Origin of the sequence: Streptomyces sp. NPDC001292, from assembly GCF_042896465.1 — a bacterium.
GTDB lineage: Bacteria > Actinomycetota > Actinomycetes > Streptomycetales > Streptomycetaceae > Streptomyces.
Genome location: NZ_JBIAXG010000003.1, coordinates 285409 through 311074, shown reverse-complemented (window position 1 = coordinate 311074; position 25666 = coordinate 285409). Strand labels below are relative to the sequence as shown.

The window sequence follows — 25666 nt, the reverse complement described above, 5'->3', positions numbered from 1 at the left end:
CCCTGGCCCGCCACCTCCGATCCTCCCACGTCCGGACGCCGCCCCCGGTCGCCGGTCCAGCAGTCGGACGCCCGGCGCACGGCCCCGCGCCTCGGCGCCGGCACGTCACGCACTCCACGCGCCCGCCAGGAGCGCGCGGCGGCCCGGCCACCCGGGCCGAGACGGCCCGCGCTCCAGCTCCGGAACGGATGGGTCCCGGTCAGCGGGCCGTGAGGGCCTTTTCGCCCGCTTCGCGCATGGCGTGCAGGGGTGCCGGGGCGTGGCCCGTCATCTGTTCGACCTGGAGGACCGCCTGGTGCACCAGAAGGTCGAGGCCGCTGACGACGGCGCCGCCGGCCATGGACCAGCGGGCCGCCAGCGGCGTGGGCCACGGGTCGTAGAGGACGTCGAAGAGGGTGGCGGGCCGCCCGGGTACGGCGTCGACGAGCGCGTCCGTCGTCCCGGCCGGGGTGGTGGCGATCACCAGCGGCGCCTTCAGCGCCTGCCCGGCGTCCGCCCAGTCCGCCGTGCGGACCTCGACGTCCAGCCGCTCACCCCACTGCCGCATCTCGGCCGCGCGGGCCTCGCTGCGGACGTAGGCGACGACCTCGCCGGTGCAGACGCGGGCGAGCGCGGCGAGCGCGGAGGAGGCGGTGGCGCCGGCGCCGAGGACCGCCGCCGAGCCGACCTGCTCGATGCCGTGCTCGCGCAGCGCGGCGACCATGCCCGGCACGTCGGTGTTGTCCCCGACCCGGCGGCCGTCCGCCGTGAACACGACCGTGTTGACCGCCTCGACGGAGGCGGCGGTGTCGCTGATCTCGTCGAGCAGCGGGATGACCGCCCGCTTCAGCGGCATGGTCAGCGACAGCCCGGCCCACTCGGGTCCCAGGCCCTCGAAGAACGCGGGCAGACCGGCCTCGTCGATCTCGAACCGGTCGTACGACCAGTTCGAGAGCCCCAACTCCACGTACGCCGCCCGGTGCAGCACCGGGGAGAGCGAGTGGGCGATCGGTGAACCGAGCACGGCCGCCCGGCGGGCGTCAGTTGCCCGAGGTGGCATCGAACTTGTCCTTGAGCTTGAGGAATTCGGCGTAGGTCTTGGCGAACTCGGTCTTGTGCATGCCGTCGGTCGCCACGAAATAGATCCAGCCGTCGCTGGTCGGATTCAATGCCGCCCTCAGCGCGTCGTCGCCGGGGTTTCCGATCGGTCCGGGCGGCAGTCCCTTGTGGGTGTAGGTGTTGTACGGGTCCTGGTTGCTGTTGATCTCTTTTTCACTGATGTGGATGTTGCTCTGGCCCTTCAGGTAATTGAAGGTCGAGTCGAACTGCAGCAACTGGTTGGTCTCGGTGTTGGTCGGCTTCAGGCGGTTGTAGATCACTTCCGCCATCTTGCGGAAATCGTCGTGCGTCTTGCCCTCGGCCTGGACCAGGCTCGCGACCGTGACGAGCTGGAACGGATCGTCCAGGTTCAGTTCCTTCGCCTTGTCGGCGAGCTTGTACCGGGTGTAGACCGCGTCGGCCTGCTTGACCATCTCCTTCAGGACCGCCTCGGGCTTCATGCCCTTGGCCGCGGGATATGTGCCCGGGCGGAGGAAGCCCTCCAGCGGATCCTTGGTCTGGCTGCTGTTCTGGGCCCACGTGGGCAGACCGAGGGCCTTGTACTGCTTCGCGGCGATCTTCTGCGTGGTGCCGGCGGACAGTTCCAGTTGCTTGTCGATGTCCGCGTAGACCAGGGCGTTGCGTTCGCCCGGCCTGACCAGGACACTGCTCTGGCTCTTGGGGTCGAGCATCATCGCTACGGCGCTCGCGGCGGACATCTGCTTCCTCAGCAGATAGGCGCCCGCCTGGATCCGGTTCCCATTGGGGTTCTGCAGCTGCGCCGCCACGAAGGCGTCGACGCTCTTGACCACGCCCGCCGCCTTCAGCGCCCGGCCGATGTCATAGCCGCCCGCGCCCTTGGGGATTTCGACGGTCACCATCTCGTTGATTCCGTCGCCCGCGTAGTCCGGCGCCGAGCCGAAACGATTTTGGTAGAACTGGTAGCCGTAGTAGACGACTCCGGCCGCACCTCCGCCGAACACCAGCGCGACGACCAGGCAGGCGCAGCCGCTGCGACGCTTCTTGCCCTTGCCCTTGCCGCCGCGGCCCTTGCGGTCGCCCCGCCCGCGGCCCTCGTTCGGATCGTCGTCGTCCTCGCCGTCGCCGCCCGCGAAGAACGCGTGATCGTCGTGCTCGGCTTCGGGATCCGGGTCCCAGTCCGGCCGCGGCTCGGGCTCGGCGCGCCGACGGCTCGGCGGCTCCGGCGGCGGGTAGGCCTCGGGGGTGCCGTAGAGGTCGGGCTGCTGCGCGCCGTAGGCCGCGGCCTGCTGGCCGTACGGGTCGGCCGGATCGGCGGGGTGGGCGGGCTGCTGCCCGCCGGCGCCGTCCCAGCCGCCCTGGCCGTAGCTCTGCTGCTGGAGGTGCCCCGCGTACTGCTGGTCGTACTGCTGCTGACCCTGCTGACCGTACTGCTGCTGACCCTGCTGACCGTACTGCTGCTGACCCTGCTGACCGTACTGCTGCTGACCCTGCGGATCGTAGTGCTGGCCCTGCTGCTGGCCCTGGTTGCCGTAGTGCTGCTGCTGATACTGGCCGCCGTAGCCGCCCTGCTGCTCGTGGCCCCAGTTGCCGTACTGCGGTTGCTGCGGCTGCTGCGGCTGGTGCTGCGGCCCACCACCGTAAGGGGACTGCGGGCCCGCCTGGGCCTGCTGTCCTCCCCATCCGCCGTCCCCGTACAACGGGTCCTCCGGATGCCACGGTTCGGGACCCGGGCCCCGGCCATACTCAGTCATCGATCCCCTAGAGCCGCGAGGCGGCGGTCACACGGCTGTGTGCCCCGGCTTCCGTTCCGCCTCTTTCTGTGCGTCGTCTGTTCGAACACAGGCGCATCGCGCGGAACGTTACCGTATCGCGATCAGATGACCACTTCGACGCCCTCGCCGGGTGCTTTCCCTGACACTCGTTCGGATTCCAGGGCTTGCTGCAGGATGATGACGGCCGCGGCCTGGTCGATCACGGAGCGTCCCTTCTTGGACTTCACCCCCGAGGCCCGCAGTCCCTGACTGGCCGTCACCGTGGTCATCCGCTCGTCCACCAGGCGGACCGGCACCGGGGCGATGCCCTTGGCCAGCTCGCCGACGAAGGCGCGGACCTTGACCGCGGCCGGGCCCTCGCCCCCCTTGAGGGAGCGCGGCAGACCGACGACGACCTCGATCGGCTCGTACTCCGCGACGAGTTGCCTGAGCCGACGGTGTGCCGCGGGGACGTCCCGGCCGGGAACCGTCTCCACCGGGGTGGCGAGGATCCCGTCGGGGTCGCATGAGGCGACCCCGATCCGGGCGTCCCCGACGTCGATCGCGAGCCGACGTCCTCTGCGCATCGCTTCGGCCGCCCTACTTCGCCGTCTCGGCCACGAGCCGCTCCACGGCGTCCACGGCCTCGCCGACGGCGGCCGGGTTCTGCCCGCCGCCCTGGGCGACGTCCGGCTTGCCGCCACCGCCGCCACCGAGGGTCTTGGCGGCCGTGCGGACCAGGTCACCGGCCTTCAGCCCGCGCTCGCGGGCGGCCTCGTTGGTGGCGATGACCGTGAGCGGCTTGCCGTTGTTCACCGTGAACAGGGCGACCACGGCGGCCCGTCCGCCCTGGATCCGCCCGCGCACGTCGAGCACCAGCTTGCGCAGATCGTCCGGCGTGGTGCCGTCCGGGACCCCGCCCGTGACAACGGCCACACCGTGGACGTCCTTGGCGGACTCGGCGAGACCGGCGGCGGCCTGGAGCACCTTCTCGGCACGGAACTTCTCGATCTCCTTCTCGGCGTCCTTCAGCTTGCCGAGCATGGCGGAGACCTTCTCCGGCAGCTCCTCCGGGCGGCCCTTGATCAGCTCCTGGAGCTGGGCGACGACCGTGTGCTCCCGGGCGAGGAAGTTGTAGGCGTCGACGCCCACCAGGGCCTCGATACGGCGGACACCGGAGCCGATCGACGACTCGCCGAGCAGCTTCACCAGGCCCAGCTGGGCGGTGTTGTGCACGTGGGTGCCGCCGCACAGCTCCTTGGAGAAGTCACCGATGGTCACCACGCGCACGCGCTCGCCGTACTTCTCGCCGAACTCGGCGATGGCGCCCTGCTTCTTGGCCTCGTCGATGCCCATGACCTCGGCGTGCACGTCCAGGTCGCGGGCGAGCACCTCGTTGATCTTCTGCTCGACGTCGGTCATCACGGCCGTCGGGACGGCGGACGGGGAACCGAAGTCGAAGCGGAACCGGCCGGGCTGGTTCTCGGAGCCGGCCTGGGCGGCCGTCGGGCCGAGGGCGTCACGCAGGGCCTGGTGGGTCAGGTGCGTGGCGGAGTGGGCGCGGGCGATGGCCTTGCGGCGGCGGAAGTCGATCGAGGCGTGGGCCTTGGCGCCGACGGTGGCCTCGCCGACCTGGACGACGCCCTTGTGGACGTACACGCCCGGGACTGGCTTCTGGCAGTCGCGGACCTCGATGACGGCACCGGAGTCGACCTTGATCCGGCCGGTGTCGCCGATCTGACCACCGCCCTCGGCGTAGAAGGGGGTGCGGTCGAGGACGATCTCGACCTCGTCGCCCTCGGTGGCGGCCGGGGAGGAGACGCCGTCGACGAGGATGCCGACGATCGTGGACTCGCCCTCGGTGTCGGTGTAGCCGATGAAGTCGGTCTCGCCGGCGGAGTCGGCGATCTCGCGGTAGGCGCCGAGGTCGGCGTGGCCGGTCTTCTTGGCCTGGGCATCGGCCTTGGCGCGCTCCCGCTGCTCCTTCATCAGGCGGCGGAAGCCCTCCTCGTCCACGGACAGGCCCTGCTCGGCGGCCATCTCCAGGGTGAGGTCGATCGGGAAGCCCCAGGTGTCGTGGAGCAGGAAGGCCTTGTCGCCGGGCAGCACGGCGGCGCCGGCGGCCTTGGTCTCGGCGACGGCGCTGTCCAGCACGTTCGTACCGGCGTTGAGGGTCTTGAGGAAGCGGGCCTCCTCGGCGAGGGCGACCTTCTCGATCCGCTCGCGGTCGGTGATCAGCTCGGGGTACTGCCGGCCCATCATGCCGATCACCACGTCGATGAGGTCCTTGACGACCGGGCCGGTGGCGCCCAGCAGGCGCATGTTGCGGATGGCACGGCGCATGATGCGGCGCAGCACGTAGCCGCGGCCCTCGTTGCCGGGGGTGACGCCGTCGCCGATGAGCATCGTGGCGGTGCGCATGTGGTCGGTGACCACGCGCAGCGACACGTCCGAGTCGTGGGCGTCGCCGTAGGCGACCCCGGTGAGCTCGGTGGCCTTGTCGATGACGGCCATGGAGGTGTCGATCTCGTACATGTTCTGCACACCCTGCAGAATCATGGCGAGCCGCTCCAGGCCGAGCCCGGTGTCGATGTTCTTGCTCGGCAGGTCGCCGAGGATCTCGAAGTTGTCCTTGCCGGTGCCCTCGCCCCGCTCGTACTGCATGAAGACGAGGTTCCAGATCTCCACGTACCGCTCGTCGTTGACGGCGGGGCCGCCCTCGACGCCGAACTCGGGGCCGCGGTCGTAGTTGATCTCGGAGCAGGGGCCGCACGGGCCGGGTACGCCCATGGACCAGAAGTTGTCCTTCATGCCCAGGCGCTGGATGCGCTCCTTGGGCACGCCGACGACCTCGTGCCAGATCCGCTCGGCCTCGTCGTCGTCCTGGTAGACGGTGATCCAGAGCTTCTCCGGCTCCAGGCCGTAACCGCCCTTGTCCTGGGGCGTGGTGAGCAGCTCCCAGGCGAGCTTGACGGCGCCTTCCTTGAAGTAGTCGCCGAAGGAGAAGTTGCCGCACATCTGGAAGAAGGTGCCGTGCCGGGTGGTCTTGCCGACCTCTTCGATGTCGGGCGTGCGCACGCACTTCTGCACGCTGGTGGCGCGCGGGAAGGGCGGCTTGACCTCACCCAGGAAGTAGGGCTTGAAGGGCACCATGCCGGCCGGGACGAGGAGCAGAGTCGGGTCGTCCGCGATGAGCGACGCCGAAGGGACGACGGTGTGCCCGCGCTCCTCGAAGAAGCTCAGCCAGCGGCGGCGGATCTCAGCCGACTCCATCAGTGGTCCTCATTCCGGTTGTACGAGTACGTCGTGCAGGGTTGTTCCGAGGACGCCGGGCCCTCGACGTACTTCGGGTGGTTGCGGTTCTCGATGGCGGTGTACCGCCTGGACGGGGGCAGTTCCGGGTCGACCGGGGCGTTCAGGCCCAGTGCCTCGCCGAGTTCGGCCTCCCGCTGGGCCATGTTGTCGCGGACGTCGAGCGCGAAGCCGAGGGCGCGGCCCTTCAGCCGGTGACCCGCTTCGACCGCCTTGGTCGCCGCGGTCGCGGCGAGGCTCTCGGGGGTCAGCTGCCTGAGTTTGCGGTTGACCTTGGTGGTGGCCCACACGCCGGCGGCGACACCGGTGGTGAACCAGAACGTACGGCGGAACATCGCTAGTCCTTACTTCTCCCGGTTGTTCCGCTTCCCCCGCCGCGCGGCCGGGACGGTGCGGCCCACGATCACGGTACGCCTCGACGTCCTGCCGGGCACGTCCTCCTTGCGGCCGCCCAGCGCCCGGCGCACGCCGTAGCCGAAGGCCGCGACCTTGACCAGCGGGCCGCCGAAGGTCGAGGCGACGGTGGTCGACAGCGCGGAGGCGTTGGACGTGACCTCCTGGACGTCGGAGGCGATCGCGTCGACGCGGTCGATCTGGGTCTGCGCGGAGCGCACCGCCTGGGAGGCCTCGGCCAGCAGCGGGACGGCCTGGTCGGTCACGTCCGCCACGAGTCTGGTGGTCGCCTTGAGCGTCTGGGCCAGCCTCGCCAGTGCGACGGCGAGGAAGGAGACCAGGATCGCCCAGAACACGGCCACCAGGATCCCGGCCACCTCTCCACCGGACACTGTGCGCACCCGCTCTCTGAAACGTGCCTGTACATCGAGAAAGTCGTGCACCGAGCCTATCGCGCCGAGGGTGGGGCTCCGTACCGGATTTGGCGCCCGTGCGCAGCGCGCGCGAAGCCGGGGCACGGAAGCGGCCGGGCCCGGTGAGCGGTAGCGGCGGCATGAGCGAGCCCGCCGTCCCGCCCGCCCGGAAGGGCGGGGAGACGGCGGGCCGGGGTGGTGCTGCGGGTGCTACGGCCTGCCGTTGATCAGCGGGCGTAGTACTCGACGACGAGCTGCTCGTCGCAGATCACCGGGATCTCCTTGCGGTTCGGCTCGCGGTCCAGGCGGAACGCCAGGGCCTTGAGGTTCACCTGGAGGTAGCGGGGGGTCTCGCCGTCGGGGGCGAAGCCACCCTCGCGGGCGACCTGGAAGAGGGTCTTCTCGCGGCTGCGCTCGCGGACCTGGACCACGTCGTCGGGACGGACCTGGAAGGACGGCTTGTCGACCTTCTTGCCGTTGACCTGGATGTGGCCGTGGGTGACCATCTGGCGGGCCTGGTAGATCGTGCGGGCGATGCCGGAACGCAGCACCAGGGCGTCGAGACGCTTCTCGAGGTCGATGACGAGGGCGTCACCGGTCTTCATCGTCGTCTTGGCGGCACGCTCGTAGGCGCGGACGAGCTGGCGCTCGCTGATGTCGTACTGAGCGCGCAGACGCTGCTTCTCCAGCAGTCGGACCTTGTAGTCCGAGTTCTGCTTGCGGCCGCGGCCGTGCTCACCCGGCGGGTAGGGGCGCGCCTCGAAGTACTTGACGGCCTTCGGGGTCAGCGCGATGCCGAGGGCACGCGACTTCTTGACCTTGGGGCGGGACTGGTTCGCCATGAACCAAACACCTCTTGTTCTCTGTGCGAGTACGGCTTCACCAGGGTTAGGGGAGGTCGCATCCGCAGCCGGGGAATCCCGCCGGGACCCTGCCGGGCCCGGTGGGCAGCCGCTCCCCTGGTCTGGGCACATACGTGCAGCACGCGAGTGGCCCACCGACCGCTTCCGGGGCTCCGGGTGGTGGTGGGCTGCCCGCGACACCGTTCGACGGTGCGCGACGCTCCTGGATCCCCGCCGTCCTGGAACGGCGGAGTTCCGGCTGAATGTCCCGCTCTGGTGGCGCCGGTTCCCCTTTCGGGGTTCCGGACACGGAACTCAGCGCTTCCAGGCAGTCTACAGGGCGCTCAGGACCGCTTCCGACCTAGGTGCTTGCGGGTCCACTCCACCGCGTCCGCGTACCGCGCCTCGGCTCCGTGCCTGCCGGGGGTGTAGTACTCGCGGTCCTTCAGGGCGTCCGGAGCGTACTGCTGGGCGGCGATGCCCTCGGGCAGGTCGTGCGGATAGACGTACCCCTGCGCGTGCCCGAGCTTGGCCGCGCCCTTGTAGTGCCCGTCCCGCAGATGGGGCGGGACCGGTCCGGCCAGTCCCTTGCGCACGTCGTCCAGGGCGGCGCCGATCGCCGTGGTCGCCGAGTTGGACTTGGGGGCGAGGGCCAGGGCGATGGTGGCGTGGCTGAGGGTGAGGGCGGCCTCGGGGAAGCCGATCATGGCGACGGCCTGGGCGGCGGCGACCGCCGTGGGCAGCGCGTTCGGGTCGGCCAGACCGATGTCCTCACTGGCGGAGATCATCAGGCGGCGGGCGATGAACCGGGGGTCCTCGCCGGCCTCGATCATCCGCGCCAGGTAGTGCAGGGCGGCATCGACGTCGGAGCCGCGGATGGACTTGATCAGGGCGCTGGCGACGTCGTAGTGCTGGTCGCCGTCGCGGTCGTACTTCACCGCGGCCCGGTCGACGGTCTCCTCCAGCGTGGTCAGGCCGATCTCGCTCTCGCCCTTGTCGAGAGCGGCCCCGGCGGCGGCCTCCAGGGCGGTCAGGGCGCGGCGGGCGTCGCCGCCGGCGATGCGCAGCAGATGGCCCTCGGTGTCCTCGGGGAGGCCGACGGCCGACCGCAGACCGCGCTCGTCGGTGAGCGCGCGGCGGAGCAGACCGCGCACGTCCTCGTCGGTGAGCGGTTCCAGGGTGAGGAGGAGCGAGCGGGAGAGCAGGGGTGAGATCACCGAGAAGTACGGGTTCTCCGTGGTGGCCGCGATCAGGGTCACCCAGCGGTTCTCGACCGCCGGGAGCAGGGAGTCCTGCTGGGCCTTGCTGAAACGGTGGATCTCGTCCAGGAAGAGGACGGTCTCCTGGCCGTACCCGCCGGAGGCGCGGCGGGCGCCGTCGATGACCGCGCGGACCTCCTTGACGCCCGCGGTGATCGCCGACAGCTCGACGAAGCGCTTGTTGGTGGCCTTGGAGACCACGTACGCCAGGGTGGTCTTGCCGGTACCGGGCGGGCCCCACAGGATCACCGACGAGGGTCCCGCGGGGCCGCCCGCGCCTTCGCCGACCAGCCGGCGAAGCGGCGAGCCGGGCTTGAGCAGGTGCTGCTGGCCCACCACCTCGTCGAGGGTGCGCGGGCGCATCCGGACCGCCAGGGGACTCGCGGCCGGGTCCTTCTCCTGGCGTTCTTCACTTGCGGCGGTGAACAGGTCGGGCTCCACGCTGAAACCCTATGGCACACCACCGACAACGTGGCCGGACGGTGGATCACCGGCTCCGGCTCAGGTCCAGAGGCTGGTGCCCCAACGGGTCAGGATCAGCATGACGATGACACCGCAGTGCGTGACCGGCAGCACCCAGGTGAACTCGGCCAGGAAGTTCTTCACGGGGCGCGGGGCGGGCAGGAAGTCGTTGCGGACGTTGAAGGAGGTCACGTACCAGAACATGACGATCGTGGCCACCCAGGCCAGCGAGCACCACAGGCACAGCGCGTTGATGCGGTACAGCGACTCGAACTGGAGCCAGGTGACGAAGCAGACGCCGAAGAGCGTGCCGAGGTTGAACGTCAGCCAGTACCAGCGCGGGAAGGTGGCGCGGGCGAGCAGGCTCATGCCGACGCAGATGACGATGCCGTAGGCGACCAGGCCGAGCAGCGGGTTGGGGAACCCGAAGACGGTGGCCTGCTTGCTCTCCATGACGCTGCCGCAGGACACGATCGGGTTGAGGCTGCAGCTCGGGGTGAAGGTCTTGCCGCTGAGCTTGCCCTCGAGGATCTTCTGCTTGTCGATCGTGATGATCCACGCGGCGAGCAGACCGGCCGCTCCGGTGATCACCAGCAGCAGGGCGAAGGCGCGGCTGCCGCCCACCGTCCGCGGCGCGGGCACCGCGCGCTCAGGCTCGGGCTCCGCGGAGACGTGTTTGACTGTCGTCTTGCTCATCACGCCGATTCCGTCACTCGTGAGTTGGACCTTCTTCGGGCACGGCCATTGTGCCCCACGTGCTGTGTGAACACCGTCAGGTGGACACACGGAGGTGTGCACAGCCGTACCCGAACGTTCGGTTCCGGACGATGCTCGGACCATGACGGGAAACGAACTCGCGGTGCACGTACGGGGGCTGCGCAAGCGGTACGGGAGCGTCACCGCGGTCGACGGAATGGGCCTGGCCATAGGGAAGGGCGAGATCCTGGGCCTGCTCGGGCCGAACGGCGCGGGCAAGAGCACCACGGTGGAGATCATCCAGGGCCACCGCTCACAGGACGCGGGGCGAGGTCTCGGTCCTGGGGGCCGACCCGGCGCGTGGCGCTCGCGCGTCGGAATCGTCTGGCAGGACGAATCGGCGCCCGCGGAGTTGACGGTTGGCGAGACCGTGCGGCACTTCGCCCGGCGGCCGCGCGACCCGGAGGAGGTCATCGCCCTGGTCGGTCTGGAGGCGAAGGCGTCCGCGACGCCGTCGGCGGCACCGGCGTCACCGCCTGGCAGCTGTACGTCCCCTCGATGCCAGTCTCGGGCATCATGTCGACCAGCTTCGCGTCCCTGGGCATGTCCATCGCGGTCGAACGGGACGAGAAGGTGCTGCGCCGGCTGCGCGGCACGCCGATGCCGCCGACGGCGTACTTCCTGGGAAAATCTGGCTGGTTCTTTTCACCGGCGTGCTGGAGACGGCGATCCTGCTGCTGGTAGGCACCACGCTGTACGGCGTCCGTCTGCCCTCGGACGCGATCCGGTGGTTCCACTTCGCGTGGATCTTCGTGCTCGGCCTGACCGGGTGCGCGCTGCTCGGCATCGTGATCAGTTCGGTGCCCAGGTCTGCGAGGAGCGCCGGCTCGGTGGTCGTCCCGCCGTTCCTGGTGCTCCAGTTCATCTCCGGGGTCTACATCCTGATCGGCGCCATCCCCGGCTGGATGCTGAACATCGGAGCCCTCTTCCCGCTGAAGTGGCTGTGCCAGGGCCTGCGCGGGGTGTTCCTGCCGGACTCGGCGCGGGTGCTGGAACAGGCGGGGAGCTGGGAGTTCGGGCGGATCGCCCTGGTTCTCGCGGCCTGGTGCGCCGGCGGACTGGTGCTGTGCCTGCTGACGTTCCGCTGGAAGGACCGGCGGACGGGATGGGGCGGGGACCAGACCGGGACGGCGAAGGGCGCCGGGTGCCCGGACGAGCACCGGCGCCCTTGCGTGCGGGGCGTCAGCCGAGGCGGGCCTCCAGTTCCGCGACGATCTCGTTGACCGCGATCGCCGTCTGTTCGCCGGACTCCATGTCCTTGAGCTGGACGACGCTGTCGGCGAGGTCGCGCTCGCCGGCGACGAGCGCGAAGCGGGCACCGGACCTGTTGGCCGCCTTCATGGCGGCCTTGAGGCCCTTGTGGCCGTAGGAGAAGTCGGCGGCGATGCCCACCTTGCGCAGCTCGGAGACCTTCGCGAACAGCACCCGGCGTGCCTCCTCGCCGAGTGGGACCGCGAAGACGCTGGTGGATGCCGGGATTTTGAGCTCGACACCCTCCGCTTCCAGGGCCAGGACCGTACGGTCCACGCCCAGCGCCCAGCCCACCGACGGCAGGGCGGGACCGCCGATCATCTCGGACAGGCCGTCGTAGCGGCCGCCGCCGCCCACCGCGGACTGGGATCCGAGCCCGTCGTGCACGAACTCGAAGGTGGTGCGGGTGTAGTAGTCGAGTCCGCGGACCAGCTTGGCGTCGTCCTCGAAGGAGACCCCCTGGGCGTCCAGCAGCGCCCGCACTTCCTCGTGGTACGCCTTGCAGGCGTCGCACAGGTAGTCGCGCAGCAGCGGGACGCCCGTCAACTGCTTCTGCACCGACTCCCGCTTGTCGTCCAGGACGCGCAGGGGATTGATCTCGATCCGGGTGCGGGTGCCCTCGTCCAGGTCCAGGCCGCGCAGGAAGTCCTGAAGGGCGGCCCGGTAGACCGGGCGGCATTCCTTGTCGCCCAGGCTGTTGAGCAGGATGCGGAAGTCGCTCAGGCCCAGCGAACGGTAGGCCTGGTCGGCCAGGATGATCAGCTCGGCGTCCAGCGCCGGGTCCTCCGCCCCGATCGCCTCCGCGCCGACCTGCGAGAAGTGGCGGTAACGGCCCTTCTGAGGGCGCTCGTAGCGGTAGTAAGAGCCGGAGTACCACAGCTTGACCGGCAGGTTGCCCGCCTTGTGGAGGTTGGCCTCCAGGGCGGCCCGCAGGACGGAGGCGGTGCCTTCAGGCCGCAGGGCGAGCCGGTCGCCGCCCTTGGTCTCGAAGGCGTACATCTCCTTGGTGACGATGTCGGTGGACTCGCCGACCCCGCGCGCGAACAGCTCCACGTTCTCGAAGCCGGGGGTCTCGATGTAGCCGTAGCCGGAGTTGCGCAGCGGGGCGGCGATCGCCTCGCGGACCGCCAGGTACTTCGCGGAGTCCGGCGGGACCAGGTCGTACGTGCCCTTGGGGGCCTTGAAGGTGCTCACGGAAGGTCTCTCGTCACATTCCTCGTCGGGGAGCGTCGTCCAGGTCCGCTCCCGGGCCGGCGGCCACCTGCCGCAGATAGGGGTTGGTGGCACGCTCCCGGCCGATGGTCGTCTGGGGGCCGTGGCCGGACAGCACCACGGTCGAGTCGTCGAGCGGCAGGCACACGCGGGCCAGCGAGTCGAGCATCTCGGCCATGTCACCGCCGGGCAGGTCGGTGCGTCCGATGGAGCCGGCGAACAGCAGATCCCCGGAAAAGAGGACCGGCGGGATGTCCGCGGCCCCGGGCATCCGGAAGGTCACCGACCCCTTGGTATGGCCGGGCGCGTGCGCGACGGAGAACTCCAGGCCGGCCAGCTTCAGTCCGGCGCCGTCGGCCAGCTCCTTGACGTCGTCCGGCTCCCCCACGGTCAGCTCGCCCATCAGCGGCATGCCGATGGAACGGCCGAGTGCCTTCTCCGGGTCGCTCATCATGTACCGGTCGGCCGGGTGGATCCAGGCCGGTACGTCGTGCGCGCCGCACACCGGGACGACCGAGGCCACGTGGTCGATGTGGCCGTGGGTGAGGACGACGGCGACGGGCTTGAGCCGATGCTTCCTGATCGCTTCCTCGACCCCTCGGGCGGCCTGGTGGCCGGGGTCGATGATCACGCACTCCTCACCGGCGGCGGGGGCGACGAGGTAGCAGTTCGTCCCCCAGGCCCCGGCGGGGAACCCGGCAATGAGCACGATCGTCCTTCGTTGTGTCGATACGGGCGGCTACAGCTGTTGTCAGAGCCTACCGGCGCTGCCGGATCCTCAGCGAACCCATATACGGTACGGGTCACACGCGGGTGCCCGCCTCGAGCGACGCACCCGTACCGGTGGACACACGAGACGTATGAGGAGAGAACGCGGTGGTCAGCCAGGAGCAGCGGCGACGTCAGCTCGCCCGGGAGAAGTTCTTGCGGCAGCAGCAGCGGCGCACCGCCGCGCGGCGCAAGGCACGCGTGCGCAACTCCGTGATCGCGTCGGTGCTGGGCGTGGTCCTCATCGGCAGTGTCGCGCTGTACACGACCGGGGTGCTGAAGAACGGCAAGGACGACAAGGCCAACGCGAGCGCGGAGGTCACCCCCAGCGCCTCGGCCACCAGCAAGGCCCCGGACCCGTGCGCCAAGCCGGCCGCGGGCTCGGTGAAGAAGCTGAGCTGGGCCAAGGAACCGGCGATGGCGATCGACAAGTCGGCGAAGTACACGATGAAGCTCGACACCACGTGCGGCGAGATAGACCTGGACCTGAAGGCCTCCGCAGCGCCGCACACCGTGAACTCCTTCGGCTTCCTGGCCGGAAAGGGCTTCTTCGACCACACCAAGTGCCACCGGCTCACCGCGGAGGGCATCTACGTCCTGCAGTGCGGCGACCCGGAGGGCACGGGCCGGGGCGGTCCCGGGTACACGATCCCCGACGAGAACCTCAAGGACAAAAGCCTGAAGGGCGGCGTCTATCCGGCGGGCACCGTGGCGATGGCGAACAGGTCGCAGCCGCACACCGGTGGCAGCCAGTTCTTCCTGGTGTACCGGGACAGTCCTCTTCCGCCCAGCTACACCCCGTTCGGCACCATCTCCGAATCCGGTATGAAGGTGCTGAAGAAGATCGCGGACGCCGGCGCCGAGCCCGCCGATCCCGAGACGGGCAACACCGCCCCGAACGCGACCGTGGTGATCAACAAGGCGACGGTGACGAAGTCCTGACGGCAGCGACGGCCAGCTGGGAAATTTCGCTCGCGCTGGATGCGGACAGGCCACCCGCCGGTCGCCTATGTTGGCGGTGACGAAACTGTGGACGATGCCCGGGGGAGCTTCGAGGCCCTCCGCAGGCATCATGTGGAGGAGGCGCTGTGAGCAGCGACCCGTGGGGCCGCGTCGACGAGACGGGGACCGTGTACGTGCGAACGGCCGACGGCGAGCAGGTCGTCGGTTCCTGGCAGGCCGGCTCCCCCGAGGAGGCACTGGCCTACTTCGAGCGCAAGTACGAGGGCCTGGTTGTCGAGATCGGCCTCCTCGAGAAGCGAGTGCAGACCACCGACCTGTCGGCGAAGGACGCCCAGGCCGCCATCGACCATCTGCGGGAGCAGGTCGACGCGCACCACGCGGTCGGCGATCTGGACGCGCTGCGTGCCCGCCTGGACAAGCTGGTCGAGACGGTCGAGGCCCGCCGTGAGGAGCGCAAGGCGCAGCGCGTCCGGCAGGCGGACGAGGCCCGGCACGCCAAGGAGGCGCTGGTCACCGAGGCGGAGGAGCTGGCCCGTTCCGACCAGTGGCGGGCGGCCGGGGAGCGGCTGCGCGCGCTGGTGGACACCTGGAAGGGGCTGCCGCGCCTGGACCGCAAGTCCGACGACGAGCTGTGGCACCGCTTCTCGCACGCCCGGTCGGCGTTCTCCAAGCGGCGCAAGGCGCACTTCGCGCAGCTGGACGCGCAGCGCGAGGAGGCACGCAAGGCCAAGGAGCGGCTGGTCGCCGAGGCCGAGGCGCTGTCGGGCTCGACGGACTGGGGCCCCACCTCGGCCCGCTACCGCGACCTGATGACGGAGTGGAAGGCCGCCGGCCGTGCCCAGCGCGAGCACGAGGACGACCTGTGGAACCGCTTCCGCGGCGCCCAGGACGTCTTCTTCGCGGCCCGCAGCGCGGTGTTCGCCGAGCGGGACGCCGAACAGGCGGAGAACCTGAAGCTGAAGGAGGAGCTGGCCGAGGAGGCCGAGAAGCTCCTGCCGGTCACGGACCTGAAGGCCGCCCGGGCCGCCTTCCGCTCGATCAACGAGCGCTGGGAGGCCATCGGCCATGTGCCGCGCGACGCCCGTCCGCGGGTGGAGGGCCGGATGCACACGGTCGACCGGGCCATCCAGGAGGCCGAGGAGGCCGAGTGGCGCCGGACGAACCCGGAGGCGCGGGCCCGTGCCGAGGGTCTGACCGGTCAGCTCCAGGCCGCCGTGGACAAGCTGCGGGGGCAGATCGAGCAGGCCCGGGCCCAGGGCAACACCGCCAGGGCCGACAAGCTCGACAAGGAGCTGGAGGGCCGCCAGGCGCTCCTGGACCAGGCCCTGAAGGGTCTGCAGGAGTTCGGCGGCTGATCCGGGCCGCCTGGTCCACCTGGGTCCGGCGACGCTCCCACGATCGGCTGAGGGCCCCCGTAGCGCCTACGGGGGCCCTCAGCCGTTCTGTGTTCTGTGTCCTGGTCGTTGGCGTGAGTGGCTGCCTAGGCCCGGCTGCGCGCCGAGGTGACCCGGTAGACGTCGTAGACGCCCTCCACTCCCCGTACGGCCTTCAGGACGTGCCCCAGGTGCTTGGGGTCGCCCATCTCGAAGGTGAAGCGGGAGGTGGCTACGCGGTCGCGGGAGGTCTGGACGGCCGCGGAGAGGATGTTGACGTGCTGGTCGGACAGGACGCGCGTGACGTCCGAGAGCAGACGGGAACGGTCCAGGGCCTCGACCTGGATGGCGACCAGGAAGACCGAGGACTGGGTGGGCGCCCACTCGACGTCGAGGATCCGCTCCGGCTCACGCGACAGTGACTCCACGTTGACGCAGTCACTGCGGTGAACCGATACGCCACTACCCCGCGTGACGAAACCGATGATCGGGTCGCCGGGGACCGGGGTGCAGCAGCGGGCCAGCTTGACCCACACGTCGTCGACACCCTTGACGACGACACCGGGGTCGGCGCTGGAGCGGCGTTTGCGGGAGCGTCCGCGCGAGGGCGGCACGCTCTCGTCGATCTCCTCGGTGGCCGCCTCCTCACCGCCGAGCGCCTGCACCAGTTTCTGCACGATGTTCTGTGCGGAGACGTGCCCCTCGCCGATCGCCGCGTACAGCGCGGAGATGTCCGAGTAGCGCATCTCGTGCGCGAGGGTGACCAGCGAGTCGCCGGTCAGGATGCGCTGGATCGGCAGGTTCTGCTTGCGCATGGCGCGGACGATGGCGTCCTTGCCCTGCTCGATCGCCTCGTCCCGGCGTTCCTTGGAGAACCAGGCCCGGATCTTGTTGCGGGCGCGCGGGGACTTGACGAAGCCGAGCCAGTCGCGGGAGGGGCCGGCGCCGGCCGCCTTGGAGGTGAAGACCTCCACCAGGTCGCCGTTGTCCAGGGTCGACTCCAGCGGGACGAGCCGGCCGTTGACGCGTGCCCCTATGGTGCGATGGCCGACCTCGGTGTGGACGGCGTACGCGAAGTCCACCGGGGTGGCGCCGGCCGGGAGAGCTATGACGTCGCCCTTGGGCGTGAAGACGAAGACCTCGTTGCGCGACAGGTCGAAGCGCAGCGACTCCAGGAACTCACCGGGGTCCTCGGTCTCCTTCTGCCAGTCCAGCAACTGCCGCAGCCACGCCATGTCGTTGATGGCGGCCGCGTCCTTGCCGGCCTTGCCTGCGGGCTTCGGTGAGTCGGTGCGGACCTTGGAGGCGCCAGCGACGGCCTCCTGCTTGTACTTCCAGTGCGCGGCGATGCCGTACTCGGCGCGGCGGTGCATGTCGAAGGTGCGGATCTGCAGCTCGACCGGTTTGCCGTTGGGGCCGATGACCGTCGTGTGGAGCGACTGGTACATGTTGAACTTGGGCATCGCGATGTAGTCCTTGAACCGGCCGGGGACCGGGTTCCATCGCGCGTGCACGGTGCCGAGGGCGGCGTAGCAGTCGCGGACCGTGTCGACCAGGACACGGATGCCCACCAGGTCGTAGATCTCCGCGAAGTCACGGCCGCGGACGATCATCTTCTGGTAGACGCTGTAGTAGTGCTTGGGCCGGCCGGTGACGGTCGCCTTGATGCGCGCGGCGCGCAGGTCGGCCTGGACCTCGTCGGTGACGATCGCGAGGTACTCGTCGCGCTTGGGGGCGCGCTCGGCGACGAGGCGGACGATCTCGTCGTACATCTTGGGGTAGAGGATCGCGAAGGCGAGGTCCTCCAGCTCCCACTTGATGGTGTTCATGCCCAGCCGGTGGGCGAGCGGGGCGTAGATCTCAAGCGTCTCGCGGGCTTTCTTCTCCTGCTTCTCGCGCTTGAGGTAGCGCATGGTGCGCATGTTGTGCAGGCGGTCGGCGAGCTTGATGACCAGGACGCGGGGGTCCTTGGCCATGGCGACGACCATCTTGCGCACGGTCTCGGCCTGCGCGGCCTCGCCGAACTTGACCTTGTCCAGCTTGGTGACGCCGTCGACGAGCAGGGCGACGGTGTCGCCGAAGTCGCGGCGCAACTGGTCCAGGCCGTATTCGGTGTCCTCGACGGTGTCGTGCAGCAGCCCCGCCATCAGCGTGGCCGGGTCCATGCCGAGCTCGGCGAGGATGGTGGTCACGGCGAGCGGGTGCGTGATGTACGGGTCGCCGCTCTTGCGCTTCTGGCCGCGGTGCCAGCGCTCGGCGACCTGGTAGGCGCGCTCGATCTGGCGCAGGGTCGAGTTCTCGATCTTCGGATCGTTGCTGCGCACTATCCGCAGCAGCGGCTCCAGCACCGGGTTGTACGGGTTGGCGCGCTGCACGCCGAGTCGGGCGAGGCGGGCGCGGACGCGATTGGAGGAGCCGGAGCGGCCGGGCTGGCCGGCGGAGGGGCGCACGACGGGGGGCGGCGCGGGACGCTCGGGCTGGGCCGGCTTGGGGCGCGCGGCCTCGGTCGACCTGCCGACGGGGGCGGACTGGGCGTGCTCGGCCGTCCCACGGGTGTCGCTCTTCGCGTGCGGCGCGGGCTTCGCCGCGGACGCCGAGGCGGACTCGGGCTTGGCGGCGGTCAGTGGCTGGGCCTCGTCTGGCAAGAGGACTCCTCGTGCGCGATCCGGGTCCCCCGGTCAGGCTCCGGAGACCCCATGGTAGCGATCCAGAGCTCCAGGATCGCCTCCAGCCCGATCGAAGGGCCGTTTACGGCACAAACACACAAGCCGGGCACGTGATTCCGGTACCCGGCTTTCGTGCTGCCTCACGCCACCCGTAGGTGCGAAGCCCCCGCCAGGCTCTGGGGCGAAGCCCCAGGACGGCCCCTTCCATCCCATCCCACCAAAACAGGCGAGCGACTGGGAAACCCGAGTGCAGGGGGTAAAGCCCCACGCCAGCGCCTGCGGCGCGGAGGGCCAGGACAGGCGGGAGAGCGAGAAACCGGGGGTGCAGGGGGCGCAGCCCCCGCCGGGGTCTGGGACGGAACCCCAGAGACCGGCCCCCTCACACCCACCGAGACAGGTGGGCGGGCGGGAAAGGAGGGGCGCAGGGGCCGCAGCCCCCACCAAGGATCCGGGGCGGAGCCCCAGAGACCGGCCCCCTCACACCCACCGAGACAGGTGGGCGGGCGGGAAAGCAGGGGCGCAGGGGCCGCAGCCCCCACCAGGGATCCGGGGCGGAGCCCAGGGGCGGGGCCGCCCTTGCCACCCACCGAGACAGGTGGGCGGGCGGGCGGAGTCGGGGCGCAGTCCCGGGACAGGGGGCCTGGGGCAAGCAGTCCCAGGCCCCCCTTGGTCAGAGGCGGAGGAGGGCCTCCAGCGGGGCCCCCGACAGCGCGGGCTCCAGACGGGTCCGGCCACCGAGGAAGCCGAGTTCCATCAGCACCGCCACACCGGCGACCTCGGCCCCCGCCCGGCGGATGAGCTGAATGGACGCCTCCGCGGTACCCCCCGTGGCCAGCACGTCGTCGACGACCAGAACACGGTCCCCGGCGCTCAGATCCTCCGCGTGGACCTCGATCTCCGCCGACCCGTACTCCAGGTCGTACGCCTGGCTCAACGTCGCTCCGGGAAGCTTGCCCGCCTTCCGCACGGGGATGAACCCGAGGCCCGCGCGGAGCGCCACCGGGGCGCCGAGGATGAAGCCGCGGGCCTCCAGGCCGACGACCTTCGTCGCCCCCTCCCGGGTGCCCACCTCCGCCAGCGCGTCGGTGAGGACGGCGAACGCCGCCGGGTCGGCCAGGAGCGGGGTGATGTCCTTGAACATCACCCCTGGCTCCGGATAGTCGGCCACATCACGGATACGGCTGAGCAGCAGCTCCTGGACGTCGGTCATCGACGCTTCCCCGAGGGTCGGCCGCGGCCCCGGCCGCGGGAGGCGGACTGGTCCCGCGGGCCCACCACGGCGTGTGCGGCGTCCTCCGCATCGTCACCGGCGGTGACACCGGCCGACTCCGCCTCCAGGGGCTCACCCTTCGCCGCCGCCTGCGCCCGCTTGGCGAGGACGCGCTTCTTGAGGGCCTTCATCTGCGGCTCGAGCTCCTTGAGGTCGGCGACGAGCGGCGTGGCGATGAAGATCGAGGAGTACGCACCGGCCGCGAGGCCGACGAACAGCGACAGCGAGATGTCGTTCAGCATGCCCGCGCCGAGCACACCACCGCCGATGAACAGCAGGCCCGCCACCGGCAGCAGCGCCACCACGGTGGTGTTGATGGACCGGATCAGCGTGCCGTTGATCGAGCGGTTCGCGATCTCGCTGTACGTCCAGCGGGTCTGCCGGGTGACGTCCTTCGACTGCTCCTTCAGGCTGTCGAAGACGACGACCGTGTCGTAGAGCGAGTAACCGAGGATCGTCAGCAGACCGATCACCGTACCGGGCGTGACCTCGAAGCCGACGAGGGCGTAGACGCCGGTGGTGATCGTCAGGTCGTGGATCAGCGCGACGAGCGCGGCCAGCGCCATGCGCCACTCGAAGGCGATCGCCAGGTAGATCACGACCAGGATCATGAAGATCGCCAGGCCCTGCCAGGCCTTGTTGGCGATCTGCTCGCCCCAGCTCGGACCGACCAGGTCGGCGTTGATGTGCTCCGGGTTGACCTTCAGGTCCTTGGCCAGGGCTTCCTTGATCTGGTCGGACTTGCCGGTCTCGATGCCCGCGATCTGGATGCGCAGGCTGCCGTCACCGAGCTTCTGGACGATCGACTCCTGGCCGGAGGCGCCGTGCGCGAAGTCCTCGGCCTGGGCCACCGACGCGCTCATGTGCTTGGGCGTGGTGAAGACCGCCCCGCCCTGGAACTCGATGCCCATGTTCAGGCCGCGCACCGCCAGGCCCAGGATGGCCGTGATGGTGATCAGGATCGAGATGCCGTACCAGATCTTGCGGTTCTTGATGAAGTCGTAGCCGACCTCGCCATGGTGCAGTCGGGCGCCGAGGTTGCCGAGCTTGGACACCTCACGCCTCCTTCGTCTCGATGGGGGCGGAGGGACGGCGGGTGCGGCGCAGCGGAGGCTTGGCACCCAGGCGCTTGGGGTCCAGACCGGACCAGCTGTGGCCACTGGCGAAGAACTTGCGGCGGGCGAAGATCGTCATCAGCGGCTTGGTGAACAGGAAGATGACGACCACGTCGAGCAGCGTGGTCAGGCCGAGCGTGAACGCGAAGCCCTGCACCTTGCCGACGGTCACGATGAACAGCACCGCGGCCGCCAGGAACGACACGAAGTCCGAGACGAGGACGGTACGCCGGGCCCGCGGCCAGCCGCGCTCCACGGCGGGGCGCATCGAACGGCCCTCGCGGATCTCGTCCCTTATGCGTTCGAAGAACACGATGAAGGAGTCCGCGGTGATACCGATCGCGACGATCGCACCGCACACGGCCGGCAGGTTCAGCGCGAAGCCGATGGTCGGGCCGAGCAGCGACATCAGCGTGTACGTGAGCATGGCGGAGACCATCAGCGAGGCGATGGCGACCATCGCCAGTCCGCGGTAGTAGACCACCAGGTAGATCACGACCAGGCCGAGACCGATGGCGCCCGCGATCAGACCGGCGTGCAGCTGCTCACCGCCGAGCGCGGCGGTGACGGTGGTGACGCTGTCCTCCTTGAAGGTCAGCGGCAGCGCGCCGTAGGACAGCATGTTGGCGAGGCTCTGCGCCTCCTCCTGGGTGAAACGCCCGGAGATCTCCGCGCTGCCGCCGGTCAGCGCCTGGCTGACGTACGGGTCGGAGACGACGTCGCCGTCCAGGACGATGGCGAACTGGTTCTGCGGCGAGGGGTTCTGGGCCAGCTTGCCGGTGATGTCGGCGAACTTCGTGGCGCCCTTGGAGGTGAACTCCATGGTCACGGTCCAGCCGGAGGCGGTCTGCGTGTTGAAGACGGCGGCCGCCTTCTTGACGTCGGTGCCGTCCACCTCGGCGGGCCCGAGCAGGTACTTCTGCCACTGGCCCTGAGAGTTCCGGCCGCAGGCGACGGTCGACTCGGTGGGCAGCACGCCCTTGCCGGCGGTCGCGCGCACGTCCTGCTTGCTGCAGTCCAGGGCGGCGTACTCGGCCTGGAGCTTGCTGTTCGCGTCACCGGTGCCGCCGCTCGGGGCCGGGGAGGCGGGGGCCGACGGGCTCTTCGAGGCGTTCGGGCTGGCCGGGGAGCCGCTCGCGGACGGGGTGGCGTCCGCCTTCAGGGCCTCGGTGACCGGGCGGCCCTGCTTGGTCTCGGAGGCCGAGGGGGTCGGGGAGCCGGAGGGGGTCGCCTCGCCGGTGGACTTGTCGGTCGCCTTGTGGGAGGTGCTGGGCGACGGCTCGGCCGGGGCGGCGCCGGTGATGTCGGTGGCGAGGACCGGACGGAAGTACAGCTTCGCGGTGGTGCCGACCTGCTCGCGGGCCTGCTTGGAGTTGGTGCCCTTGGGGATGTTGACAATGATGTTGTCGTTGCCCTGGGTCTGGACCTCGGCCTCCGAGACGCCGAGACCGTTGACACGCCGTTCCATGATGTTGACGGCCGTGTCCATGTTGGCCTTGTTGATCGCGGATTCCTGACCGCGCTCCGGGACCGCCCGCAGCGTGATGCTCGTACCGCCGGCCAGGTCGATACCCAGGCGCGGAGCGGTGTTGCCGGTGACGAACATGCCTCCGGTGAGCGCCACGATGGCGATCAGAATGAGGGCCAGCGAGCGCCCCGGCTTGCTCTGGGCGCTCGCACTGCGTCCCTTTTTGGATACAGCCACCTTTTAGTTACTCCCTCTCGGGCCGTCCCTCGCCGGGTGAGCTCGGCGACGGCCATGACGTGGTCTCGGAATCCCGCGCGAAGTGAACGCGTCCCAGGGCGCGCAGGTGGTGCCGCGCGCCCTGGGTGGTGACTACTTCGCCTCGGAGTCGCCGTCGGTCTTCTTCGGCTCGTCCTCCGCCTTCGCCTCGGCGGCGTCGGCCGGCTCCTCGGCCGCGTCCTTCTTGCCGAGGTCGACGGGCTTGTCGTCGGAGGCGCCGGCGGCGTCGGCGGGCTCGTCGTTACCGGTGAGGGAGGAGGCGTCGTCGGGGACGAGGTCGGCGTCGGACTTCAGATCGTGCTCGATGCCGTGGACGATGCGGTTGTACTCGTCATCGGTCAGGACGGTCGCGATCGCGTTCTTGGCGAACAGCAGATCGACACCCGGGCCCGCGTCGAGGAGGACCGTGTCGTCGTTGACCTCCTTGACCGTGGCGTACATGCCCCCGATCGTGCGGATACCACTACCGGGCTGCATCTGGTCGCGCATTTCCGCGGCCTGCTGCTGCTTCTTCTTGGCCGACCGGGTCATCAGGAACATGGCCCCGATGAGCACGATGAACGGGAGGAGGGTCACGAGACTCACGGGTCGGAACTTCCTTCACACGACCGCGATGGGGGAGCGGCCTGATTGGTTGGGGGTATGTGTACTGCCTACAAAGGCGGCATCGGCGGAGTCTAGGCGAGTCCGCATGCAAGGAACAACGCTCAGCATGACACCTGGGTTCCTCCCCGAGCCAATACCCCAGCCGTCACGCCCCGAACAGGCCCTGTTGTCCGTTTCCCGCAGCCGTCGAGCCGGGCGGGGTGAGGCCGAGGTGCGCCCAGGCGGCGGGCGTGGCGACACGCCCGCGCGGAGTGCGGGCGAGCAGGCCCTCGCGGACGAGGAACGGCTCGGCGACCTCCTCGACGGTCTCGCGCTCCTCCCCCACGGCGACCGCGAGTGTCGACAGGCCGACCGGGCCGCCGCCGAACAGCTTCAGCAGGGCCTCGAGGACCGCCCGGTCGAGCCGGTCGAGGCCGCGGGCGTCGACCTCGTAGACGGCCAGGGCCGCGGCGGCGATCTCGCGCGTGATGGTCCCGTCGGCCTTGACCTGCGCGTAGTCACGGACGCGGCGCAGCAGGCGGTTGGCGATGCGCGGGGTGCCCCGGGAACGGCCGGCGATCTCGGCGGCTCCGTCGGCCTCGATCCGTACGTCGAGGAGGTTCGCCGAGCGGTGGACGACGCGCTCCAGCTCCGCGGGCCCGTAGAACTCCATGTGCGCGGTGAAGCCGAAGCGATCGCGCAGCGGGGGCGGCAGCAGGCCCGCGCGTGTCGTGGCGCCGACGAGGGTGAACGGGGGCAGTTCGAGCGGGATGGCGGTGGCGCCGGGGCCCTTGCCGACGATCACGTCGACCCGGAAGTCCTCCATCGCCATGTAGAGCATCTCCTCGGCGGGCCTCGACATGCGGTGGATCTCGTCGAGGAAGAGCACCTCGCCCTCCTGGAGGGAGGACAGGATGGCCGCGAGGTCGCCGGCGTGCTGGATGGCGGGCCCCGAGGTGATGCGGATGGGGGCGCCCATCTCGGCCGCGATGATCATGGACAGGGTGGTCTTGCCCAGGCCGGGGGCACCGGACAGCAGCACGTGGTCGGCGGTGGCGCCGCGCGCCCGGGCGGCGCGCAGCACGAGGTCGAGCTGTTCGCGGACCTTCTCCTGGCCGATGAACTCGTCCAGGTCCTTGGGGCGCAGGGCGGCCTCGACCGCCTGGTCCTCACCGTCGGCGGCGGAGCCCACCAGCCGCTCCGCTGCGGGGCCGGCGAGCCCCTCGGCGGCGGGCGTGTCGGTCGTGTCGTCCCAGTTCACTCGCGTACTCCTGGCTCAGCGGGCTCGGTTCAGGGTCTGCAGGGCCGCCTTGAGCAACTGGCCCACCTGGGGCGTGCCCCCGGCGGCCTCGGCCTGGGGTGCCACGGCGGTCACCGCCTCGTCGGCCTCGCGGGTGGCGTACCCGAGGCCGATCAGCGCCGCGTGCAGCTGGTCGCGCCAGCCCTGGGTGACCGGTGCGCCGACGGCGGGTGCGCCGACGGGCTCGCCGAGCCGGTCCGTGAGCTCCAGCAGGAGCTTCTGGGCGCCCTTCTTGCCGATGCCCGGGACGGCGGTGAGGGCCTTCTCGTCGCCGGTGGTGACGGCCCGGCGCAGGGCGTCGGGCGTGTGCACGGCCAGCATCGCCTGGGCGAGCCGCGGCCCCACCCCGCTGGCGGTCTGCAGCAGCTCGAAGGCCTGGCGCTCGTCGTCGTCCGCGAAGCCGTACAGGGTCAGCGAGTCCTCCCTTACGACGAGTGAGGTGGCGAGCCTGGCCTGCTGGCCGAGGCGGAGCGTGGAGAGCGTGTTCGGGGTGCACTGCACGGCCATGCCGACGCCGCCGACCTCGATCACCGCGGCGTCGGGGGCGAGGGCTGCGACCGTGCCGCTGACGAAGGCGATCATGCCGTACGGCCTTTCCTTGTCGAGGGTTGTCCGGCCGCGTGCGCGGCGACGGCCTGCTGGAGCCGGTTCTGGGCGGGGGCTCGCCAGATGTGACAGACGGCCAGGGCCAGGGCGTCGGCGGCGTCGGCCGGCTTGGGGGGCGCGGCGAGCCGCAGCAGCCGGGTGACCATGGCTGCGACCTGCGTCTTGTCGGCGCGGCCGCTGCCGGTGACGGCGGCCTTGACCTCACTGGGGGTGTGCAGGGCGACCGGGATGCCGCGGCGGGCCGCGCAGAGCATCGCCACGGCACTGGCCTGGGCGGTGCCCATGACCGTGCGCACGTTGTGCTGGCTGAACACACGCTCGACCGCCACGCATTCGGGCAGGTGCTCGTCCAGCCACCGCTCTATCCCCTGCTCGACGGCGACCAGACGGTGGCTCAGGTCGGCGTCCACCGGGGTGCGGACGACTCCGACGCCGAGCATGGTCAGCGGCCGGCCCGCGACTCCCTCGACGACACCGACGCCGCAGCGGGTGAGCCCGGGGTCGACTCCCAGTACGCGCACGCGTGTCCCCTCCCCTCGTGACATGGTCGCGGTCCGTGGTGGTGA

At 70.3% G+C, this 25666-nt stretch carries 21 protein-coding genes and 2 pseudogenes; 4 read left to right on the top strand and 19 right to left on the bottom strand.

Translation table 11 applies throughout. From position 1 onward, the window contains the following. Positions 1-199: 199 nt before the first annotated feature. The 9 genes from ACFY4A_RS06340 to ACFY4A_RS06300 all read right to left on the bottom strand — a co-directional run bounded on the left by ACFY4A_RS06340 (position 200) and on the right by ACFY4A_RS06300 (position 10187). A complete protein-coding gene (locus tag ACFY4A_RS06340) occupies positions 200-1039 on the bottom strand; it encodes a shikimate dehydrogenase (protein WP_390828227.1) in 840 nt (279 codons plus the stop codon). Further along, positions 1020-2810, bottom strand: a complete 1791-nt coding sequence (gene mltG, locus ACFY4A_RS06335; protein ID WP_390828226.1) for an endolytic transglycosylase MltG — start codon at positions 2808-2810, stop codon at positions 1020-1022. The genes ACFY4A_RS06340 and mltG overlap by 20 nt, the downstream gene beginning before the upstream one ends. Positions 2811-2932: 122 nt before the next feature. After that, a complete protein-coding gene (gene ruvX, locus ACFY4A_RS06330; RefSeq protein ID WP_390828225.1) occupies positions 2933-3397 on the bottom strand; it encodes a Holliday junction resolvase RuvX in 465 nt (154 codons plus the stop codon). A gap of 13 nt (positions 3398-3410) precedes the next feature. Continuing rightward, entirely contained in the window at positions 3411-6083 is a 2673-nt protein-coding gene (gene alaS, locus ACFY4A_RS06325; RefSeq protein ID WP_390828224.1) for an alanine--tRNA ligase, read from the bottom strand. Next, a complete protein-coding gene (locus tag ACFY4A_RS06320; protein WP_390828223.1) occupies positions 6083-6457 on the bottom strand; it encodes a hypothetical protein in 375 nt (124 codons plus the stop codon). The genes alaS and ACFY4A_RS06320 overlap by 1 nt, the downstream gene beginning before the upstream one ends. A 9-nt stretch (positions 6458-6466) precedes the next feature. Continuing rightward, positions 6467-6916, bottom strand: coding sequence for a DUF948 domain-containing protein (locus ACFY4A_RS06315; protein WP_390828222.1), 450 nt, complete (start codon positions 6914-6916; stop codon positions 6467-6469). A 239-nt stretch (positions 6917-7155) separates the two neighbouring features. Continuing rightward, positions 7156-7770 carry a 30S ribosomal protein S4 gene (rpsD, locus tag ACFY4A_RS06310; protein WP_390828221.1) on the bottom strand — a complete coding sequence of 205 codons (615 nt, stop codon included), beginning with the start codon at positions 7768-7770 and terminating at the stop codon, positions 7156-7158. A gap of 344 nt (positions 7771-8114) precedes the next feature. Next, the gene (locus tag ACFY4A_RS06305; protein ID WP_390828220.1) at positions 8115-9470 is read right to left on the bottom strand and encodes a replication-associated recombination protein A; all 1356 of its coding nucleotides are present in this window, start codon (positions 9468-9470) and stop codon (positions 8115-8117) included. 60 nt (positions 9471-9530) lie between these two features. Then, entirely contained in the window at positions 9531-10187 is a 657-nt protein-coding gene (locus ACFY4A_RS06300) for a vitamin K epoxide reductase family protein (RefSeq protein WP_390828219.1), read from the bottom strand. Between the two features lie 142 nt (positions 10188-10329). On the opposite strand from ACFY4A_RS06300, the pseudogene ACFY4A_RS06295 reads away from it, so the two are divergent. Further along, a pseudogene (locus tag ACFY4A_RS06295) lies at positions 10330-10695 on the top strand (ATP-binding cassette domain-containing protein); the annotation flags it as partial. Next, a pseudogene (locus ACFY4A_RS06290) lies at positions 10695-11353 on the top strand (ABC transporter permease); the annotation flags it as partial. The pseudogenes ACFY4A_RS06295 and ACFY4A_RS06290, both read left to right, overlap by 1 nt. Before the next feature lie 76 nt (positions 11354-11429). On the opposite strand, the gene hisS reads toward ACFY4A_RS06290, so the two are convergent. Both hisS and ACFY4A_RS06280 read right to left on the bottom strand, forming a co-directional pair. Continuing rightward, positions 11430-12692, bottom strand: coding sequence for a histidine--tRNA ligase (gene hisS / locus ACFY4A_RS06285; protein ID WP_390828218.1), 1263 nt, complete (start codon positions 12690-12692; stop codon positions 11430-11432). A gap of 13 nt (positions 12693-12705) precedes the next feature. Then, positions 12706-13419 carry an MBL fold metallo-hydrolase gene (locus ACFY4A_RS06280; RefSeq protein ID WP_390828217.1) on the bottom strand — a complete coding sequence of 238 codons (714 nt, stop codon included), beginning with the start codon at positions 13417-13419 and terminating at the stop codon, positions 12706-12708. Between the two features lie 167 nt (positions 13420-13586). Here ACFY4A_RS06280 and ACFY4A_RS06275 point away from each other — a divergent pair, with 167 nt between their 5' ends. Both ACFY4A_RS06275 and ACFY4A_RS06270 read left to right on the top strand, forming a co-directional pair. Then, positions 13587-14420, top strand: coding sequence for a peptidylprolyl isomerase (locus ACFY4A_RS06275; protein WP_390828215.1), 834 nt, complete (start codon positions 13587-13589; stop codon positions 14418-14420). Positions 14421-14566: 146 nt separating this feature from the next. Next, a complete protein-coding gene (locus tag ACFY4A_RS06270) occupies positions 14567-15796 on the top strand; it encodes a DUF349 domain-containing protein (RefSeq protein ID WP_390828214.1) in 1230 nt (409 codons plus the stop codon). Positions 15797-15921: 125 nt separating this feature from the next. Here ACFY4A_RS06270 and ACFY4A_RS06265 read toward each other — a convergent pair whose 3' ends face one another. The 8 genes from ACFY4A_RS06265 to ruvC form a co-directional block, all read right to left on the bottom strand. Beyond that, positions 15922-18459: a RelA/SpoT family protein gene (locus ACFY4A_RS06265; RefSeq protein ID WP_390828213.1), complete on the bottom strand. Its 2538-nt coding sequence runs from the start codon at positions 18457-18459 to the stop codon at positions 15922-15924. 691 nt (positions 18460-19150) lie between these two features. Next, positions 19151-19690 (bottom strand): adenine phosphoribosyltransferase, encoded by a 540-nt coding sequence (locus ACFY4A_RS06260; protein ID WP_390828212.1) that lies wholly within the window; start codon positions 19688-19690, stop codon positions 19151-19153. After that, positions 19687-20805, bottom strand: coding sequence for a protein translocase subunit SecF (gene secF / locus ACFY4A_RS06255; RefSeq protein WP_390828211.1), 1119 nt, complete (start codon positions 20803-20805; stop codon positions 19687-19689). The genes ACFY4A_RS06260 and secF overlap by 4 nt, the downstream gene beginning before the upstream one ends. A gap of 1 nt (position 20806) precedes the next feature. Beyond that, positions 20807-22570: a protein translocase subunit SecD gene (secD, locus tag ACFY4A_RS06250; protein ID WP_390828210.1), complete on the bottom strand. Its 1764-nt coding sequence runs from the start codon at positions 22568-22570 to the stop codon at positions 20807-20809. Positions 22571-22702: 132 nt separating this feature from the next. Continuing rightward, complete coding sequence (gene yajC, locus ACFY4A_RS06245; protein WP_390828209.1) at positions 22703-23194, bottom strand: preprotein translocase subunit YajC; 492 nt, start codon at positions 23192-23194, stop codon at positions 22703-22705. A gap of 166 nt (positions 23195-23360) precedes the next feature. Next, the gene (ruvB, locus tag ACFY4A_RS06240) at positions 23361-24455 is read right to left on the bottom strand and encodes a Holliday junction branch migration DNA helicase RuvB (protein WP_390828208.1); all 1095 of its coding nucleotides are present in this window, start codon (positions 24453-24455) and stop codon (positions 23361-23363) included. Between the two features lie 15 nt (positions 24456-24470). Then, on the bottom strand, positions 24471-25076 hold the full coding sequence (ruvA, locus tag ACFY4A_RS06235) for a Holliday junction branch migration protein RuvA (protein WP_390828207.1): 606 nt from the start codon (positions 25074-25076) through the stop codon (positions 24471-24473). Next, entirely contained in the window at positions 25073-25621 is a 549-nt protein-coding gene (gene ruvC, locus ACFY4A_RS06230; protein WP_390828206.1) for a crossover junction endodeoxyribonuclease RuvC, read from the bottom strand. The genes ruvA and ruvC overlap by 4 nt, the downstream gene beginning before the upstream one ends. Positions 25622-25666 lie beyond the last annotated feature (45 nt).

Bases quoted from the DNA above. Each gene is read 5' to 3' on its own strand.
- ACFY4A_RS06340 (WP_390828227.1), bottom strand. From the start codon at position 1,039: ATGCCACCTCGGGCAACTGACGCCCGCCGGGCGGCCGTGCTCGGTTCA.
- mltG (WP_390828226.1), bottom strand. From the start codon at position 2,810: ATGACTGAGTATGGCCGGGGCCCGGGTCCCGAACCGTGGCATCCGGAG.
- ruvX (WP_390828225.1), bottom strand. From the start codon at position 3,397: ATGCGCAGAGGACGTCGGCTCGCGATCGACGTCGGGGACGCCCGGATC.
- alaS (WP_390828224.1), bottom strand. From the start codon at position 6,083: ATGGAGTCGGCTGAGATCCGCCGCCGCTGGCTGAGCTTCTTCGAGGAG.
- ACFY4A_RS06320 (WP_390828223.1), bottom strand. From the start codon at position 6,457: ATGTTCCGCCGTACGTTCTGGTTCACCACCGGTGTCGCCGCCGGCGTG.
- rpsD (WP_390828221.1), bottom strand. From the start codon at position 7,770: ATGGCGAACCAGTCCCGCCCCAAGGTCAAGAAGTCGCGTGCCCTCGGC.
- ACFY4A_RS06300 (WP_390828219.1), bottom strand. From the start codon at position 10,187: ATGAGCAAGACGACAGTCAAACACGTCTCCGCGGAGCCCGAGCCTGAG.
- ACFY4A_RS06260 (WP_390828212.1), bottom strand. From the start codon at position 19,690: ATGACCGACGTCCAGGAGCTGCTGCTCAGCCGTATCCGTGATGTGGCC.
- ruvA (WP_390828207.1), bottom strand. From the start codon at position 25,076: ATGATCGCCTTCGTCAGCGGCACGGTCGCAGCCCTCGCCCCCGACGCC.